The following is a 15,636-nucleotide window of genomic DNA, read 5'->3' as shown; positions in this document are numbered from 1 at the left end:
TATTGTTCGAGCCGCTTGTGCTTGTTAATGTGTCATTGACAGTAGCCGAACTATCATTATCACTGGTGTTGGTTGCACCACTGGTGGAATTAACCGTTTCGTTAATGGTAGAGTCACTATCGGTATTAGAGGTATTGTTCGAGCCGCTTGTGCTTGTTAATGTGTCATTGACAGTAGCCGAACTATCGTTATCACTGGTGTTGGTTGCACCACTGGTGGAATTAACCGTTTCGTTAATGGTAGAGTCACTATCGGTATTAGTGGCGTTCGTTGCCGTACTTTGGTTATCGACTTTTTCGAAAATTTTCGAGTCGCTGTCGCTTTCCGAATGATTTTTAGCGCCACTTTCGCTTGTAAGTTGATCGTTAATGGTGGATCCGCTGTCGTTATCATTTGTGCTTGTGGCATTACTAATGGCATGAGCTTGGTTTTTAGCAAGGTTTTTAGCAAGGTTTTTAGCAAGGCTTTTGGCAATCGCCTTGTCGATCGCCTTGGCTAAGGAAATCGTCACTTTGACAGGCGGCTTGCGGTGTTTGTGTTTTTTACGATGACAGCTACACGCTGTTTGCTGGGAAGATTTTTTTTTGCAGGTTGTTTTTCTTTTTCTAAATTCCTTTGTCATTACTTCTATCCTCTCCTTTGATGGGGGTAGTTGACTACCCTTTAGTATATTTGCCTGCTATTAACTCGGAAACGGCGAATCTACCTATAAATTTTTGTCCATCTATCAAATACACAGAAAATGGGCAAAAAAAGACCTTGTCTCGCTCTCGGCAAGACAAGGTAAGGTCCATGACAAAGGAGGTGTAGCTACCCTATGTTTGATATATGCAGGAGGACGGGTTTTCGCTCCCCTTGCCCTGGACAGTCAACCGGGGTATTGCCAACAAAACGCGGAAAGCGTACGCTAAGAAACCTTGAAATTTATTAGCCTCAATCTATCCAAATGATTCCATCCAAAAGAAGCAAACCCTCCCTACTTTGCAAGGGCTAGGGGGATTACCAAGAATATAAAAGAGAAAAGAATCGGAAATAAGATCAACCTCAAATAGTCGGTGATTCCTTAAGTATAAGAAACGTTGGCTTTTTTATATAGAAAAATCCTTAGAGTATATTTTCGTCAAAATGTTGGATGGACCCCATATATGAATCTGAGAAAGAACCGATCTTTAATCCATATGTACCGCCATATCGCTTAGCTAATACCTCGGATTTCTTGAGCCCAATATCAGACGGGATAAAAGGCTGCCGCAGAATGTTCTTTTCCTCTACAGTATCCGGATCAGCAATCATAAGAAAGGATGGAACATTATTAAATGCACTCATCATCTTAGTTAGACGTTGCACCGTATATCCACCATTCCCTCCTGCACCAATCAAGACTATATAATAATAAAGTGATGTGTAGTTTGGAGTGAGTGAAAGTAGATTAATCATTTCTATTGCCTCCTATGATTGTCACCTTTTTAACCCAGTCTTTAGGATAGGCGACATAATCGATATGATTATTTAGCCGGTTACTCGTTAATTCTCCTTCGATAAATACCTTGGGATCGATAGGTATGAACTTTCCTGCCATTCCTGCACGAGTCCTGACATCAAAAAACACGTCTGTTGCATGTCCTTTTTTGATCTTACCAACTACTCCGTATAACATGGTCCCTACTTCATCTTCATCATCAATCGAACTAAAATCTGCACGCATCGTGTTATGTGAATGGATTTCAGCGACCTTAACTACATGTCCGGGATAAACAGAGTACCAAGGGTTAACTGAATATTTGGTGACAGATTGATAAGGAACATCCAAAATAAACTGCTGGCGATCAATATCGTAGTAGAAAACACCCATAACCTCCACATCGTAATCTGTATAGTCCATAAAAAAGGAGACCAGTTGAGCAAAGAGTTGCTTGGGTATCTTAGGTAATTTGTATTTAAATCCAGGTCTGCAAGGCTCACGATCTAGATGTTTGGGTAAGACTGAATTAAATACAGAGAATCCTTCCCATTCAATCAGCTCTTCAGCAGCCGTTCTCCCTATAAATACTCCTATCAGGTTCTCTCGTATTTCATAGTACCCATCTTGTGCAGCAAGGTAGGATATTGGCTCCTGATGCTCAATGAGTTCTTGAGAAGATGAATAAAAACCACGAGTGCCATTTGTAAAACGGGCCCCTTTTTTTCCACCGGTGACCATAGGCACAATTATATTTTTCTTCTTGTCCCAATCCATTTTTGTCCGCTGTTTTGAAAGCTCTGGGTAATCTTTTTCCAGGCGTTTCCGAACATCCTCAAGCTCAAGACCAGCTAGCTTATCCTCAGAGAAGAATTTTGTTATAGAAATGCTTAGCCCTGAGTAGCAAATAAAGGTAGCATGATTCAGTTCTGGTTTTTCTATTTCCTTCTTAGCGGTAACTGGTGTTTTTTCATCTGATTTGATCACAGAAGTGTTTCCGCTTTCCCCACTGAGCTCACGCTTGTCCGCTTCTTGTTCATCGCTTGCCTTATCCTCTAAAGCATCTTTTTCATCGTCATCTAATTCTTTATCAGAACATGCATCAGGACAACCATCATTAGAGAAAGAATCTGATACTCTTCTGCGCGATTCCAGTGAGATTAGCTTCGTCGGACGGCTTTCACCTTGACTTTTTTCAGCTGCTGGATCAGAAGTAAGACTCTCTGATGGAGGGTTATCTTTATGATCTTCTTCAATAGATTGGTCAGAAGTATGCTGTAGTTTATTCTTCTCCTCATATTCTAATGCTTCAGCGAAATCATCACCAAAATAAGAGAATAGATCACCTTGACCATAATTGTTGTTAGACATTTTTATTCCTCCTAATTTAACTAATATTTATCTCGTTCTACACTTCAAAACCAACGATCCGATTGAACCATGCCTGCAGTGTAAGATTAGTCGCCTTAAGATACTCTTGCGGAAATCTTTCTCCCTTAATCTTGGTCACCAGCTCGCGATAATTCATGTCGCTGTTATTAGAACTATAGTAGTAACAGTCCGAATTTGGAGAGTTAAAGAACAGTTCTGGAAAAGTGGATAGCTGCGATAACCGTTCAATATCCGGTAACTGCTGACTACCCCAGCAAACTTGAAAATTCTCCTTAACGTTGGTGTAGGGATAAAAAAAGACCATCGATTCCTCACTGGGAATGATTTGGTCCTCCAAAGCTGCAAGGTATACTTGACTGATTGCCCAATTTTTATCACGCTCATGAATTTCAAAGCCGAATACCAATCTTGGAAAAGGAACTTCCTCAATTACGGCTTCGTGATAATAAGCCTTCCTGTTTTGAGGAGACACCTCCATAAAGATAAACTGACGGGACTTCGTTATTTCAACGAAATGGAGAGCACCTCTTGGCATGACAGGTGTTCGTACTAATCCAGTTTCTAGAGACTGAAGAATAGCACTGGCAACCGCTTCATGTGTATAAATACCTTCACCGACTTTAACACCGTCAATATACTCCTCAACAATGGGAAGTGCATAATGGTCGCGGATCCGAATAACCATTTCATTTCCTGTATTGTTTTTCTCTACTAAATGCTGCTGGCTCATGCCACATCATCCTTCCTATTTATAGTCACCTGGTCAAGTACATGGGTTAAAATGTTTCTCATATCACTGAAGGTTAAGTTATCACTGCTCTCAGATGAGTTCCCACCGAGGAACTTCATGATCTGGGCAAACACAACAGTTGTGCTGTCAGTGATGGATACTTCAGGAACGGATCCAACCCTTTGATTAAGCTCCTTCAGTAAAACTACATTCTGAGAGCTGTTAGTTATCTGTGACTTGCTATCACGAAAAACTTGCTGCACCATTTGTTTAATTTCTAACAACACTTTAAGAAAGGGAGATAAAATACCATAGAAGCCAGTCAAGGTAATTTGAATACTAGCGTTTACAACTATCCCTTCCATACTGAAATCTAGATAATCGCAACTACGATTCAACATCCTATTGAAATTGGCTACGTACCGGTCACTTTCTTCTTTGCCAAGGAGTTCTGCAAATTGAATGAGTTCCGGTAATGGGAGTTTAAAAGTGTTCTCTTCCTCTCCATGGTGGTTTATATGCTCTTCGATGTGTTGTGCGTCTCCAAATACTCTTTTAATGCATGTAACAAATACGGGATATTGATCCCCCCAATCATAACAGTAGTAATTGACTGGGTTGTTCACGATATCACATCCAGCAACCTCGATCATCTTCAGCATGACTAAAGAGTCGTAGGTAGCCTGCATTTGTCCAACCTGTTCTGAACAGTAGTAGGACTTCTCCATATTCTCCTCACACCTCTCAAAAGAATTGAATTGCGGCTGTCTGTTTTTCAGGAGCAGACCGCTTCAACTGAAATATGAGATTATGACTATGCAGGTATTCGTGAATTGCATTACCACTGTTGATGTTGGCATAATCCCCATGCTCGATGTGTTCATCGCACTCGTACGCCATAGCATGATCTAAAGCTTCTTCAGCTTCCGCAAGCGTAAACGAATTCCAGTCAACTTCACTGCTATCAACCAATTCATGGGCAGCCTCAATAGCACGGAAGATTCCAACTGATAGTGTTTTTGAGGTGGTTTGTCCATCTGGTAGACAGGGCAGGATTTGCTTAAGAGTGTTCATGTTAATACGCATTTTTATTCCTCCTCAATTAGGCACAAAAATAGCCGTTGAAAACAAAAAAAGACACACCAAAGGTTGTCTCCTGTTTCCAACGGCTAATAGGTAGCCTCATATTTTGACGGTATAATACCGTTTCCCCTATCTTTACCGAACTATAGCGGCAAAGAAAAACATTAAGTACTAATAATGAAGTAAGTATAGCATATGATTCAACCTGAGTGAAGCTCTACGGTGTAAACTATACGCCTTATAAATGAGCAGTTAGTTTTAAGGGGGGTACGACCGAGGTACTTGTAAAAAAGGGTCATAGCATGGATTTTTTTTACATTTACAACCCTTTTTACTCTGTAGGGTAGGGTGGGGTCAGAAAAGTGCGGTTGTTGGTAGGATCCTAATAGGGGTAGTGTCATTGTCGCTACTCCTATTAAGGAATACTTAAACTAAATCACAAATTAAAGAAGAAACACATCTTAAAAAATGAGCATTGAACCTTTGCATAATAAGCAAAAGTCCTTTAAAATTTGTTAGCCGGGTAGAAAATGCTATAATGCTCTTATAAAAAAGAATGGATGCAAAATAGTTTAGGTAAGTTCTAAAACGATTTCTTTTATTCTTCGACAAACAGGCCAGATTCGTAATTTCTCAAGAGAATAATACAAGTCGCTGTAGGGGTTTTTGTGTTTTTTCACTTATGATCACTTTGATATACAAGACCTATTTCATCTCTCACTTTATCCAACACTTGTATCGTGGTGTATGAATTTTTATATGAGTTAGTATCAGACTCTGTTTTTCCTCGGTTGATTAATTCAATAAATTCTTTCACTTCGTAATACATAGCTGGATGAGATTGGTCGACTGTTAATTGTTCAACCGTGCCGTCAGTGTAGTGAATTTCTACTTTTTCAGCCGTATGAATCTTATCAATCATGATACTTCCTTTTTCGCCTTGAATTTCGCTTGGTAAATAAGAGTTCGTTATTTTGGAATACATCACAATCGCATCTTTATCATCATATTTTAAGATGACGCTACCTTCACCATCCACACCCGAATCAAGCATAATGCCAGTTGCCTTCACTTCTTTTGGTTCACCAAATAATGTAATAAGTGGATACAAACAATAGACACCAAGGTCCATTAATGAACCGTTCGCAAACTCTGGATTGAAGGCATTAAGGACAATTCCTTCTTTGTATTTATCATAACGAGATGAATACTGACAATAGCTTGCAAAGTATCTACGGATAGGACCAATTTTATGTAAATTATCTTGAATGACCTTGAAGTTTGGAAGTAATGTTGATTTCATTGCTTCCATTAATAGGGCGTTATGATCTTTTGCGGCTTGAATCATCCTCGCTACTTCGGTTGCATTAACAGCCAGTGGCTTTTCACATAACACATGTTTGCCATTTTGCAAAAATAAAATAGCTTGTTCTGCGTGATATGAATTGGGAGTAGCAATGTACACCGCGTCAATTTCTTGACTAACTGCCATTTCTTTTAGGTTTGTAAATATTTTTGTTACTCCATATTTACTTGCAAATTCTTCTGCTCTACTAATCGTGCGAGAATAAACAGCAGTTAGTTTAAAATCTTCTACATCATTTGCTGCTTCAAGTAATCTTTCTGTAATCCAATTAGTACCGATTACGCCGAATCGAACCATTTATTCAACCTCATTCCTTTGTTTTATAAAACGAAGAGTTTTGTTTACTACACTTATGAAGCGTTTTTCATCGCCAATAGGATTTTATTTTCCCATAAAAAAACTTATATAGACATGGGGCCTACCAGTGAAATATTGGTGATAACCCAAATAGGGCTCATACTGTGAGTGATGGCTAAATTCTTGGCTGTGCCCCACCCAATAATGATCTCTGATCCGGCCATAGAAGGGACTGAATCAGAGGCTATTTTTTCTTTCCTGTATGGACTGTGTTATTTGTAATATGCAGTAAAGACCGCAATTCATAAAAGAAATAAATGCGGTCTTTACGATGTTTCCATATTTTTTAAAGTGTACTCTATTCGAGATTGGCATGTTTGCCGTACATTTTAGTAGAGTCTAAGCCTTTTTTTTCCATAAAACGCAAGATCAATGCATCATAAAATAATAACATCGTTTGCTCAAAAAGTGACCCCATTGGTTGTATGGTCTTATATTCACTTTCAGATTGATCTTTCGGTGATCCAGGCAATTTAATGATAATATCAGCTAATTTTCCAATCGTGGAGTCAGGGGAAATCGTTACAGCTGCGACCGTCCCACCTAAACTTTTTGCTTTTTCAGCGATTGAAACCAAGGTTTTCGTTTCACCTGAACCTGAACCGATGATCAACAAATCACCTTTTTCTAAATTTGCTGTTACAGTTTCACCGACTACATAAGCATCGATCCCCATGTGCATCATTCTCATCACGAAAGATTTGCCCATAAATCCAGATCTGCCCGCACCTGCAACAAAGATTTTTTTGGATTCCAGAATCTTATTAACCAACTTCTCTGCTTCTTCGTCAGAGATTAAGTCGACTGTCCGACTTAATTCTTGAACGACTTCAGCTAAATATTGAGTAGTTTTCATAGTTATAATTAACCTTGTTTAATTAATTCTTGCATTTTAGCTGCAACTGCTTTTTTATCGTCTTTGCTTGTGATACCGCCACCTACGATGACAAGATCTGGTTGTACTTTAATCACATCTGGAAGTGTTTCTAATTTGATTCCGCCTGCAATAGCAGTTTTCGCATTTTTTACAACGCTCTTAATGGTTGCAAGGTCTTCGAAAGAATTTTTTCCTACAGCTTGAAGGTCATAACCTGTGTGAACGCAGATATAATCTACTCCTAGTTCATCCAGTTCTTTCGCACGACCTTCAATGTCTTTAACTGCGATCATATCAGCAAGGATTTGTTTACCTTGTTTTTTTGCTTCTTCTACAGCACCTTTAATGGACTCGTCTTCAGCTGTACCAAGAATGGTGATGATGTCAGCGCCTGCTGCAGATGCTTGGCTAACTTCATATCCAGCTGCATCCATGATTTTAAGGTCAGCTAATACAGTTAAGTTAGGGAAGGCAGCTTTCACTTCCTTTACTGCTTTAAGGCCTTCATTAATCACAACCGGCGTGCCGATTTCTACAACATCTATATGATTTTCTACTTCTTTCACCAATTCAATGGCTCCTGGAATATCTACAAGATCTAATGCTAATTGTAATTTCATTTATTACTCGCTCCTTATATAATAGTATATTGTGCCGTATAGCTTTCTTTTGCACAGTGTTATTGTATCCAATTGATAGCTATTTACTAACGGTATGATACTCAGTATACTGGGTATGTTACTAAATTAAAAGTATGCACTTTTTTATCATATAGTAACAAAAAGTATACTATTGGACATAATAAGGGTTGGAGGTGAAATGAATGCCGAATCTTGGGGAAAAAGTGTTTAATTGTGAAAAAGAATTGACTCTTTCGATTATTGGTGGAAAATGGAAAATGTTGGTATTGTGGCATCTAGGAAAAGAAGGAACCAAACGTTTTGGTGAACTAAAGGCCCTCATGCCGGGTATCACTCAAAGAATGCTTGTTAATCAATTGCGCGAACTTGAAGACCATTTGATTGTTCATCGTGAAGTCTATCCTGTCGTTCCACCAAAAGTTGAATACTCACTCACTGAGTATGGAAGAAGTCTGATGCCTATTCTGGATGCTATGTATGACTGGGGTAAAGATTATATTGAGAATGTATTGGAAAAAGAAACAGAAAACAAATCGTCTATTCAGTAGAAAAAAGAGTTTCTCCTAGGGGTTCGAAAAAGTGTAAAAAAGTTCATATACTAACAAACCACGGTTAGCTATCTTAATAAAGATGCTGTCCGTGTTTTTTTATATCTCTACGTATTTAAAAGGTTGAAAAAACACAACATTTAAACACAACATTTAATAAAAGAATCAGTTACTAAAAAGCCAAGGGCAGCGAATCTTGTATAATCGCTGTCCTCGGCTTTTCACTCTTGGTATTGGATTCAAGTTTATAGTATTATTTTTAACACTATGTTATACAAATGTATCTATATGTTAATAAAGTGCGTACTTTCAAAAGTATAACATACGTAATATACTGATTTTGCTCAAGTAATAGCGAGCTTAAAGAATACTACCAAACCTTAAGGGAATACTGCTACAAGCATGGTGAGATGAAGTGAAACTTCATTTAATAATTTATACATGTTGTTGCTTTTTACGAAAGGAGAGATCCGCATGGAAAGGTTCAAAACTAAGCAGCGAAAAGTTTGTGAAAGATGTCTAATCATCACCATAAATAATGAAACCTGTCCAAAATGTGGACATTCTCAATTAAGAGATATCATTATTACCGGACAAGCTGGGAGAAATAAACGAAACTTACATCCAAAAGTAGGATAACGCAATAGCGAAAATCCTTGTTGTTTTGTAGGGGAAACGAAGAAAATCAGACATTTTTCTATTTGAAAATGCTTTGAAAAAGTGGAGGAATGAAAAGTGGATTCTATGACGTTTGTCTTATTTGGGGCAACTGGGGATTTAGCTAAGCGAAAAATCTACCCTGCCTTGTTTAATTTATATTTGAATCAAAAATTACCAGATTCTTTTTTGATCATTGGTGTAGGAATAGACGAAATGTCTGATGTTGATTTTCAAAACCATGTAACAGACTCGCTATACACTTTTTCTAGACACTTGATAAATGATAAATCCGAAAAACAAGAGTTTGTAAAGGCATTTCGTTATTGCCAGTTAGATTTCACGAATGCTGAAGGGTATAAGAAGTTAGTTGAAGTCGTTCAACAAAATGAAAAAGACCAGAGTATTGAAGAGAATCGAATGTTTTATCTTTCTGTTGCTCCTGAATTCTTTGATGTAATTGCTTTGAACATCAAGGAGAGTGGATTAGGCTCGACAAAAGGATGGAAACGATTAATGATCGAAAAACCATTTGGGCGTGATTTAAAATCTGCTCAAGATTTAAATGAAAAACTAAGCAAAGCTTTTGAAGAAGACGAAATTTTCAGGATTGACCATTATCTTGGAAAACCGATGGTTCAAAACCTTGAAGCTTTAGAATTTGCCAACCCTGTGCTGCAATCACTATGGAACAATCGGTATATTGCCAATGTGCAAATAACGGCTAGTGAAACGGTTGGTGTAGAAGAGAGAGCTAGTTATTATGAAAAAGCAGGGGCTATTCGTGATATGGTCCAAAATCATATGATGCAGCTGTTGATGATGACGGCCATGCATCAGCCAAAACAGATGAGCACGAACGATATCCGTACAGTGAAAAGAAAAGTTATGGACTCTCTTCGGCCTGTACAGAAAGATACTGTAGGTATCCACGTTGTTCGTGGTCAATATGGACCGGGGGAAATAAAGGGTAAACCTGTAGTCGGATATTTAGAAGAACCTGGAGTGAATGCTTCTTCCACAAACGATACATTTGTGGCTGCTCGTTTATGGATTGATAGTTCATTCTGGGATGGGGTGCCATTTTATATCCGGACAGGAAAAAGAATGAAGGAAAAGTCGACGCGGATTGTGATTGAATTCAAGAATCCAACGAAAAATGTGTATACTAACGAGAATCAATTTGCAGAACCCAATCTATTAGTTATCAAAGTAAGTCCAAATGAGGGTGTGTCGATGCAATTAAATAGCAAAAATTTAACAAATGGAAATTTGGAGCCGATAATTGTTGACTTCTCAGCAAGTACAAGAGACATACCAGAAGCTTATGAACTCTTAATATTCGATGCTCTGCGTGGGGACTCTACCTTCTTTGCTCATTGGGACGAAGTTGAATTATCTTGGAAATGGGTACAGCCCGTTTTAGAGGCGTTTGAGGAAAATGCCCTTCCACTCCACCTATATCAAGCCGGTTCGATGGGGCCACAAGCTGCTTCGCAATTATTGGAGGAGGATGGTTTTAAATGGTGGGAAACTAGGGGGGGAGTTTAATCCGCACCTCCCTGGAAGGCTATTGGTATGAAGAGAGCAAACCGAGGTTGGATTTGACAGATAATTGTTACGCGATTTACCCAAGGAACTTAAAGTATTTGTTGAATCCTTATGGTTCCATAAGGAGACCATGAAGAACAACAAATGGGTAGCATAATAATACAGGCTATTTTTTGTAATTTAAAGGAGGAAACTCAAGTGAAAGTAGGATTAATTGGATTAGGGAAAATGGGTATGAACTTAGGAAAAAACTTAATTGACAATAAACACCGTGTAATGGCGTTTGATCTAAATACAAATACTATTGAAGAAATTAAAAAATACGGAGTTGAAGGAGCATCCAGTTTACAAGATCTTGTTCAATCATTAGAAAAGCCACGAGTTGTTTGGATAATGGTCCCACACTCCGTCGTTGATTCAGTTATTAGTGAAATCACACCATTTCTAAGTGAAGGAGATATCGTCATTGAAGCTGGTAATTCGCATTATAAGGAATCCATTCGTCGTTACGAACAGTTGAAGAAAGTTGGAGTGAGCTTTATGGATGCCGGTACTTCTGGGGGGATGGAAGGTGCTCGCTATGGTGCTTGTTATATGATTGGTGGAGATCCTGAAGCATGGAGCATTGTCGAGCCGATTTTTAGAGATACAGCTGTAGATAATGGGTATTTATATGCTGGGAAATCTGGTAGTGGCCACTTCTTAAAAATGGTCCACAATGGAATAGAATACGGAATGATGGCCGCCATTGGTGAAGGATTCGAAGTCCTGGAAAAAAGCGATTTCGATTTTGACTATGAAAAAGTGGCACGGGTGTGGAATAACGGTTCTGTCATCCGCTCATGGCTCATGGAATTGACAGAACGCGCATTTTCTAAAGATGCAAAATTAGATGAAATTAAGGGCATTATGCATTCTTCTGGGGAAGGGAAATGGACAGTTGAAACCGCTTTGGATCTTCAAACAGCTACCCCTGTTATCGCTATGTCTTTACTAATGCGTTACCGTTCATTAGACAATGATACATTTACAGGTAAAGTGGTAGCTTCCCTTCGTAATGAATTTGGCGGACATGCTGTGGAAAAATCATAAAGTCATCTGCTGTATATGTCTTTCGTTAAAATGAGCCGGAAATTCATTGGATTTTTAGTTTGGTATATCCCAAAAATTGGTAGATTTACTTAAGTCGATGATCATGATTGTAATTGTTAAGCGTGTTAGTAATTCGTTTAACAATTACAATCATGATCCAGTTCTACTTATATATCTCATTTATTTGAACTATTAGAGGGGAAAGATATCTCTGTTAACGTCATTTCTAAATCAGGAACAACGACAGAGCCAGCCCTTGCTTTCCGTATTTTCCGTGACTATATGGAGAAAAAATACGGAAAAGAAGAGGCGAGAAAACGTATTTTTGCTACTACAGATCAGAAAAAAGGCGCATTAAAAAAGCTTGCGGACGAAGAAGGATATGAAACGTTCGTTATTCCGGATGATGTTGGTGGAAGGTATTCTGTGCTAACAGCAGTTGGTCTCTTACCAATTGCCGTAGCAGGACTTGATATTGATCATATGATGGAAGGGGCAGCAGCAGCAGCCCGTAAATACAACAATCCTGATTTATTGACAAATGAGAGCTATCAGTATGCTGCGGTCCGAAATGTACTCTACAATAAGGGAAAAGCAATTGAAGTGCTTGTTAACTATGAGCCCTCCCTTCACTACGTATCGGAATGGTGGAAGCAGCTGTTTGGGGAAAGTGAAGGAAAAGATCAAAAGGGGCTATTCCCTGCTTCCGTTGATTTTTCAACGGATTTGCATTCCATGGGGCAATATGTACAAGAAGGTCGACGAAACCTTTTAGAAACGGTTTTACAGATTAAGAAACCTCGAATTGAAGTGACTATTCAGGAGGATCCAGAAAATATTGATGGATTAAACTTCCTGGCAGGTAAGACGATGGATGAAGTCAACAAAAGTGCATTTCAGGGTACCCTTATGGCCCATATAGATGGAGAAGTACCTAATCTCGTGATTGAACTGGATGAAATGAATGAATACACTTACGGTGAGATGGTTTACTTTTTTGAGAAGGCATGTGGGATTAGTGGCCATCTATTAGGAGTTAACCCATTTGACCAGCCTGGAGTCGAAGCATACAAGAAGAATATGTTTGCTTTACTTGACAAACCTGGTTTTGAAGCAGAAAAAGCTACTCTCATGGAGCGTTTATCAAAATAATTATATCTGATTGGTTTTGTATTAATAAAAAGATTGTTACCAAAAACCATAAAAAGTTGTGTTTTTACTTTCAGTAAGGTTTTCGCGCAGGTTAAAATTCAAAGAAAAAGCGCTGTAGGAAAATTTCAGCGCTTTTTATCAAGTGGTCCATTTCTCGAATGAGGGGATGCGTAAATAACCTTTTTTCGTTAGGTTCCGATATTTTACAATGCCTTTTAGTTTAGGATCTAAATAAATAAAATCATCGGTTTCTGTCCGGATGAATTTTTTGTATTCTGCATACAATTTCTTCCGATCAGAGGGTTTCATAAATTCCATTAAGCCAGCTGGTGATCCATCTTCAAAGGAAAGCAGCACGCCAAATTCCTTTTTACGTAAGCCGGTAATCAGGACATTTTCATACTGATAATTAATGACTTTGAGCCAATTTTCGGAGCGAGTGCCAGGGCGATAGATAGAGTCTGCTTTCTTTAAGACAATGCCTTCAAGTCCTTGTTCCTTAATTAACTCAAAGTATTCGCTGCCGTGGCCTTCTATATGCTGTACGTAACATTTTTTGTCAACAAAAAGTTGCATACTAATAAGACGTAGTCTTATATTGCAATCCCCTTCTTTTGTTTATTTTGGGTAGACTCTATGAGAACAAATGAAAGTATTGTGAATTTTAATTTTATTTTGCGCAGTTTTTAAGCATTAATTTGCGCCATAGAAACATAAGAGGCTCATGATTATCTCGGTGGTAATCATGAGCCTCTTTCTTACTTATTCAATTATTGTTCGACAGTAGATAGGAACAGTGTATTTGGCATTTAACTGATGTACCAAATAGCAGTATATTTATTCGTTATTAATAAAATTTATTCATTCTGATTTTGTCGCTTGACATGGAGCCTCTGCGGACAGATTTTTTTGAAAAGACCAGAGCAACAAGCTTTTCTGGGCAATTAGCCTAACCCATCCGCCACTCCATGTAAAGCGCAGCGTATTCAAAAAATATACTGCCACGAACAGCATTTTTTAAGTGCCACAAACAGAACAGTGCATCCTTTATACAGTATAGGTTTTCAACACGTTGATCCTCCGTTTGAGTCATGATTTTCCTCATCCTTTCAAGATAAGCTTCAGCATATGTGCCTGATAAAAAGCTTAATGCAGCACTTTTCTAAAGGTGTGCGACGGGTTTCAATAAGGTTTCCAAGTATGTTTTTCACTTATGTGTTAAGTTCGGTGAATAAAAGTGAATGCCCTTTTACTAAATTTGTCTTTTCTTTTTTGGTGTATTTTCTCTTCGCATATCTTGTAGATAAGTACACTTTTACGCAAGATTTGTTATGAGAGCCAAACACCTTACTGAAAGATTAATAAAGCTTAGATTTAAGAGAGGTTTTAAAATGATTGAAACGAACAAAAACGGAACTGCCCGGGCAGTTCCGTTTTGATTCCATCAAAAAGTTACTTTTTCACCTTTAAATGCAGCAATATAAAGTTTTTTCATTTCTTCTACAGATACTTCCCGGGGATTGGATGATGTACACGGATCTTCAATCGCTCCCGCTGCCATTCGATCCAGCTGTTTTTCAAATTCACTCTCATTTACACCGAATTCCTGCAGCGATAACGGAAGGTTTAGCGATTTATTTAAACGGCGAAGCAAATCCGTTAAGGAATCGATTAACTCGTCTTCTGTGTTTCCAGAAAGGTCAAGCATCTTAGCGATATCAGCAAACCGGGAACCGTCCGCCTTTTTATTAAAATCAATCACGTATGGCAAATAAAGAGCATTCGCAAGGCCGTGCGGAATGTTAAAAATCGCGCCACTCTTATGTGATAGGCTGTGTACAATACCAAAACCCGTTCGAGAAAGCCATTCCCGCAATAGCCTGGGCATAATGCATCTCTGCTCTCGCTGCTTTATCTCCAACTACTGATTTTTCAATATTATCCACTGCCATTTTAACCGATTGTATCGCCAACGGATCACTAAATGCGTTATGCATCGTTGATACGTAGGCCTCGATTCCGTGCGTTAATGCGTCCATTCCCGTATAGGCGACAATGTCAGCCGGCATCGAATATGTCAGCTCCGGATCGATAATGGCAATATCCGGCGTGATCTCATAACCAAATACCGGATATTTCGTTCCTGTTTCATGATCCGTGATAACAGAAAAAGGTGATACGTCAGTACCTGTGCCACTCGTTGTAGGAATCGCCGCAAAGCGTGCTTTTTTCCGTAAAGCCGGTAGTGGGTTCGGTGCTTTAACTTTATCAAATGCGAGCTCCGGATTCTCATAAAAAATCCACATTAATTTAGCTGCGTCGATCGGTGAACCGCCGCCTGCGGAAATGATCCAATCCGGCTGGAATTCCTCCATCTTTTTTGCACCCTCTAAAGCGGTTTTTGCAGATGGGTCATTTTCAACACCATCAATGAGCTGTGTTTCAAATCCAGATTCACGTAAATAAGCATCTATTTTATCAAGATAGCCTGATTTTTTAATGGACTGGCCTCCGATAACAATAGTTGCCTTTTTCCCTTCAAGGGTTTTCAAAACTTCTAAAGATCCTTCTCCATAATAAACATCCCTCGGAATAGTAAAACGGTTCATGTGTGTAAATTCTCCTTTTCTGCATTAAAGTAGGCAAGCGTTCAAAAAACATTCAGTGTAAATTTCCCTTATCAATTTTTTTAAAACATTAGTGGAACCATGTAACGTTATCAATAGTATTT

13 protein-coding genes and 3 pseudogenes are annotated in these 15,636 nt (G+C 38.6%); 4 read left to right on the top strand and 12 right to left on the bottom strand.

Annotated elements, in window-relative coordinates; translation table 11 throughout:
* The 9 genes and pseudogenes from KFT32_RS24605 to hxlA form a co-directional block, all read right to left on the bottom strand.
* Positions 1-622, bottom strand: a pseudogene (locus tag KFT32_RS24605) (hypothetical protein); the annotation flags it as partial.
* Between the two features lie 482 nt (positions 623-1,104).
* The gene (locus tag KFT32_RS24600) at positions 1,105-1,437 is read right to left on the bottom strand and encodes a ThiF family adenylyltransferase (RefSeq protein WP_249436122.1); all 333 of its coding nucleotides are present in this window, start codon (positions 1,435-1,437) and stop codon (positions 1,105-1,107) included.
* Positions 1,430-2,830, bottom strand: coding sequence for a hypothetical protein (locus KFT32_RS24595; protein ID WP_205055051.1), 1,401 nt, complete (start codon positions 2,828-2,830; stop codon positions 1,430-1,432). Before KFT32_RS24595 ends, KFT32_RS24600 begins: the two co-directional genes overlap by 8 nt.
* A 37-nt stretch (positions 2,831-2,867) precedes the next feature.
* A complete protein-coding gene (locus KFT32_RS24590; protein ID WP_205055050.1) occupies positions 2,868-3,581 on the bottom strand; it encodes a hypothetical protein in 714 nt (237 codons plus the stop codon).
* Complete coding sequence (locus KFT32_RS24585) at positions 3,578-4,309, bottom strand: hypothetical protein (RefSeq protein ID WP_205055049.1); 732 nt, start codon at positions 4,307-4,309, stop codon at positions 3,578-3,580. Before KFT32_RS24585 ends, KFT32_RS24590 begins: the two co-directional genes overlap by 4 nt.
* 16 nt (positions 4,310-4,325) lie before the next feature.
* Positions 4,326-4,667, bottom strand: coding sequence for a hypothetical protein (locus KFT32_RS24580; protein ID WP_205055048.1), 342 nt, complete (start codon positions 4,665-4,667; stop codon positions 4,326-4,328).
* Between the two features lie 673 nt (positions 4,668-5,340).
* A complete protein-coding gene (locus KFT32_RS24575; RefSeq protein WP_072526549.1) occupies positions 5,341-6,327 on the bottom strand; it encodes a Gfo/Idh/MocA family protein in 987 nt (328 codons plus the stop codon).
* Between the two features lie 358 nt (positions 6,328-6,685).
* The gene (gene hxlB / locus KFT32_RS24570) at positions 6,686-7,243 is read right to left on the bottom strand and encodes a 6-phospho-3-hexuloisomerase (protein ID WP_031538337.1); all 558 of its coding nucleotides are present in this window, start codon (positions 7,241-7,243) and stop codon (positions 6,686-6,688) included.
* 8 nt (positions 7,244-7,251) lie between these two features.
* Positions 7,252-7,884, bottom strand: a complete 633-nt coding sequence (gene hxlA / locus KFT32_RS24565) for a 3-hexulose-6-phosphate synthase (protein WP_031538336.1) — start codon at positions 7,882-7,884, stop codon at positions 7,252-7,254.
* 203 nt (positions 7,885-8,087) lie between these two features.
* Between hxlA and KFT32_RS24560 the strand changes: the two genes are divergently transcribed.
* The 4 genes and pseudogenes from KFT32_RS24560 to KFT32_RS24545 form a co-directional block, all read left to right on the top strand.
* The gene (locus KFT32_RS24560) at positions 8,088-8,453 is read left to right on the top strand and encodes a winged helix-turn-helix transcriptional regulator (RefSeq protein WP_031538335.1); all 366 of its coding nucleotides are present in this window, start codon (positions 8,088-8,090) and stop codon (positions 8,451-8,453) included.
* Positions 8,454-9,188: 735 nt separating this feature from the next.
* Positions 9,189-10,661: a glucose-6-phosphate dehydrogenase gene (zwf, locus tag KFT32_RS24555; protein ID WP_072526551.1), complete on the top strand. Its 1,473-nt coding sequence runs from the start codon at positions 9,189-9,191 to the stop codon at positions 10,659-10,661.
* 198 nt (positions 10,662-10,859) lie between these two features.
* Positions 10,860-11,753, top strand: coding sequence for a phosphogluconate dehydrogenase (NAD(+)-dependent, decarboxylating) (gnd, locus tag KFT32_RS24550; protein ID WP_031538333.1), 894 nt, complete (start codon positions 10,860-10,862; stop codon positions 11,751-11,753).
* A 159-nt stretch (positions 11,754-11,912) separates the two neighbouring features.
* Positions 11,913-12,905: pseudogene (locus KFT32_RS24545) on the top strand (glucose-6-phosphate isomerase); the annotation flags it as partial.
* 138 nt (positions 12,906-13,043) lie between these two features.
* On the opposite strand, the gene KFT32_RS24540 reads toward KFT32_RS24545, so the two are convergent.
* The 3 genes and pseudogenes from KFT32_RS24540 to KFT32_RS24530 form a co-directional block, all read right to left on the bottom strand.
* Positions 13,044-13,481: an ATP-dependent DNA ligase gene (locus tag KFT32_RS24540; protein ID WP_072526550.1), complete on the bottom strand. Its 438-nt coding sequence runs from the start codon at positions 13,479-13,481 to the stop codon at positions 13,044-13,046.
* 373 nt (positions 13,482-13,854) lie between these two features.
* Positions 13,855-13,998 (bottom strand): hypothetical protein, encoded by a 144-nt coding sequence (locus tag KFT32_RS24535; protein WP_180968014.1) that lies wholly within the window; start codon positions 13,996-13,998, stop codon positions 13,855-13,857.
* A gap of 351 nt (positions 13,999-14,349) precedes the next feature.
* Positions 14,350-15,514: pseudogene (locus KFT32_RS24530) on the bottom strand (iron-containing alcohol dehydrogenase).
* Between the last annotated feature and the right edge of the window lie 122 nt (positions 15,515-15,636).

This window comes from Paenibacillus sp. Marseille-Q4541 (assembly GCF_018310695.1).
Taxonomy (GTDB): Bacteria; Bacillota; Bacilli; order Paenibacillales; family Paenibacillaceae; genus Paenibacillus.
This window is presented reverse-complemented; position numbering and strand designations above follow the sequence as displayed.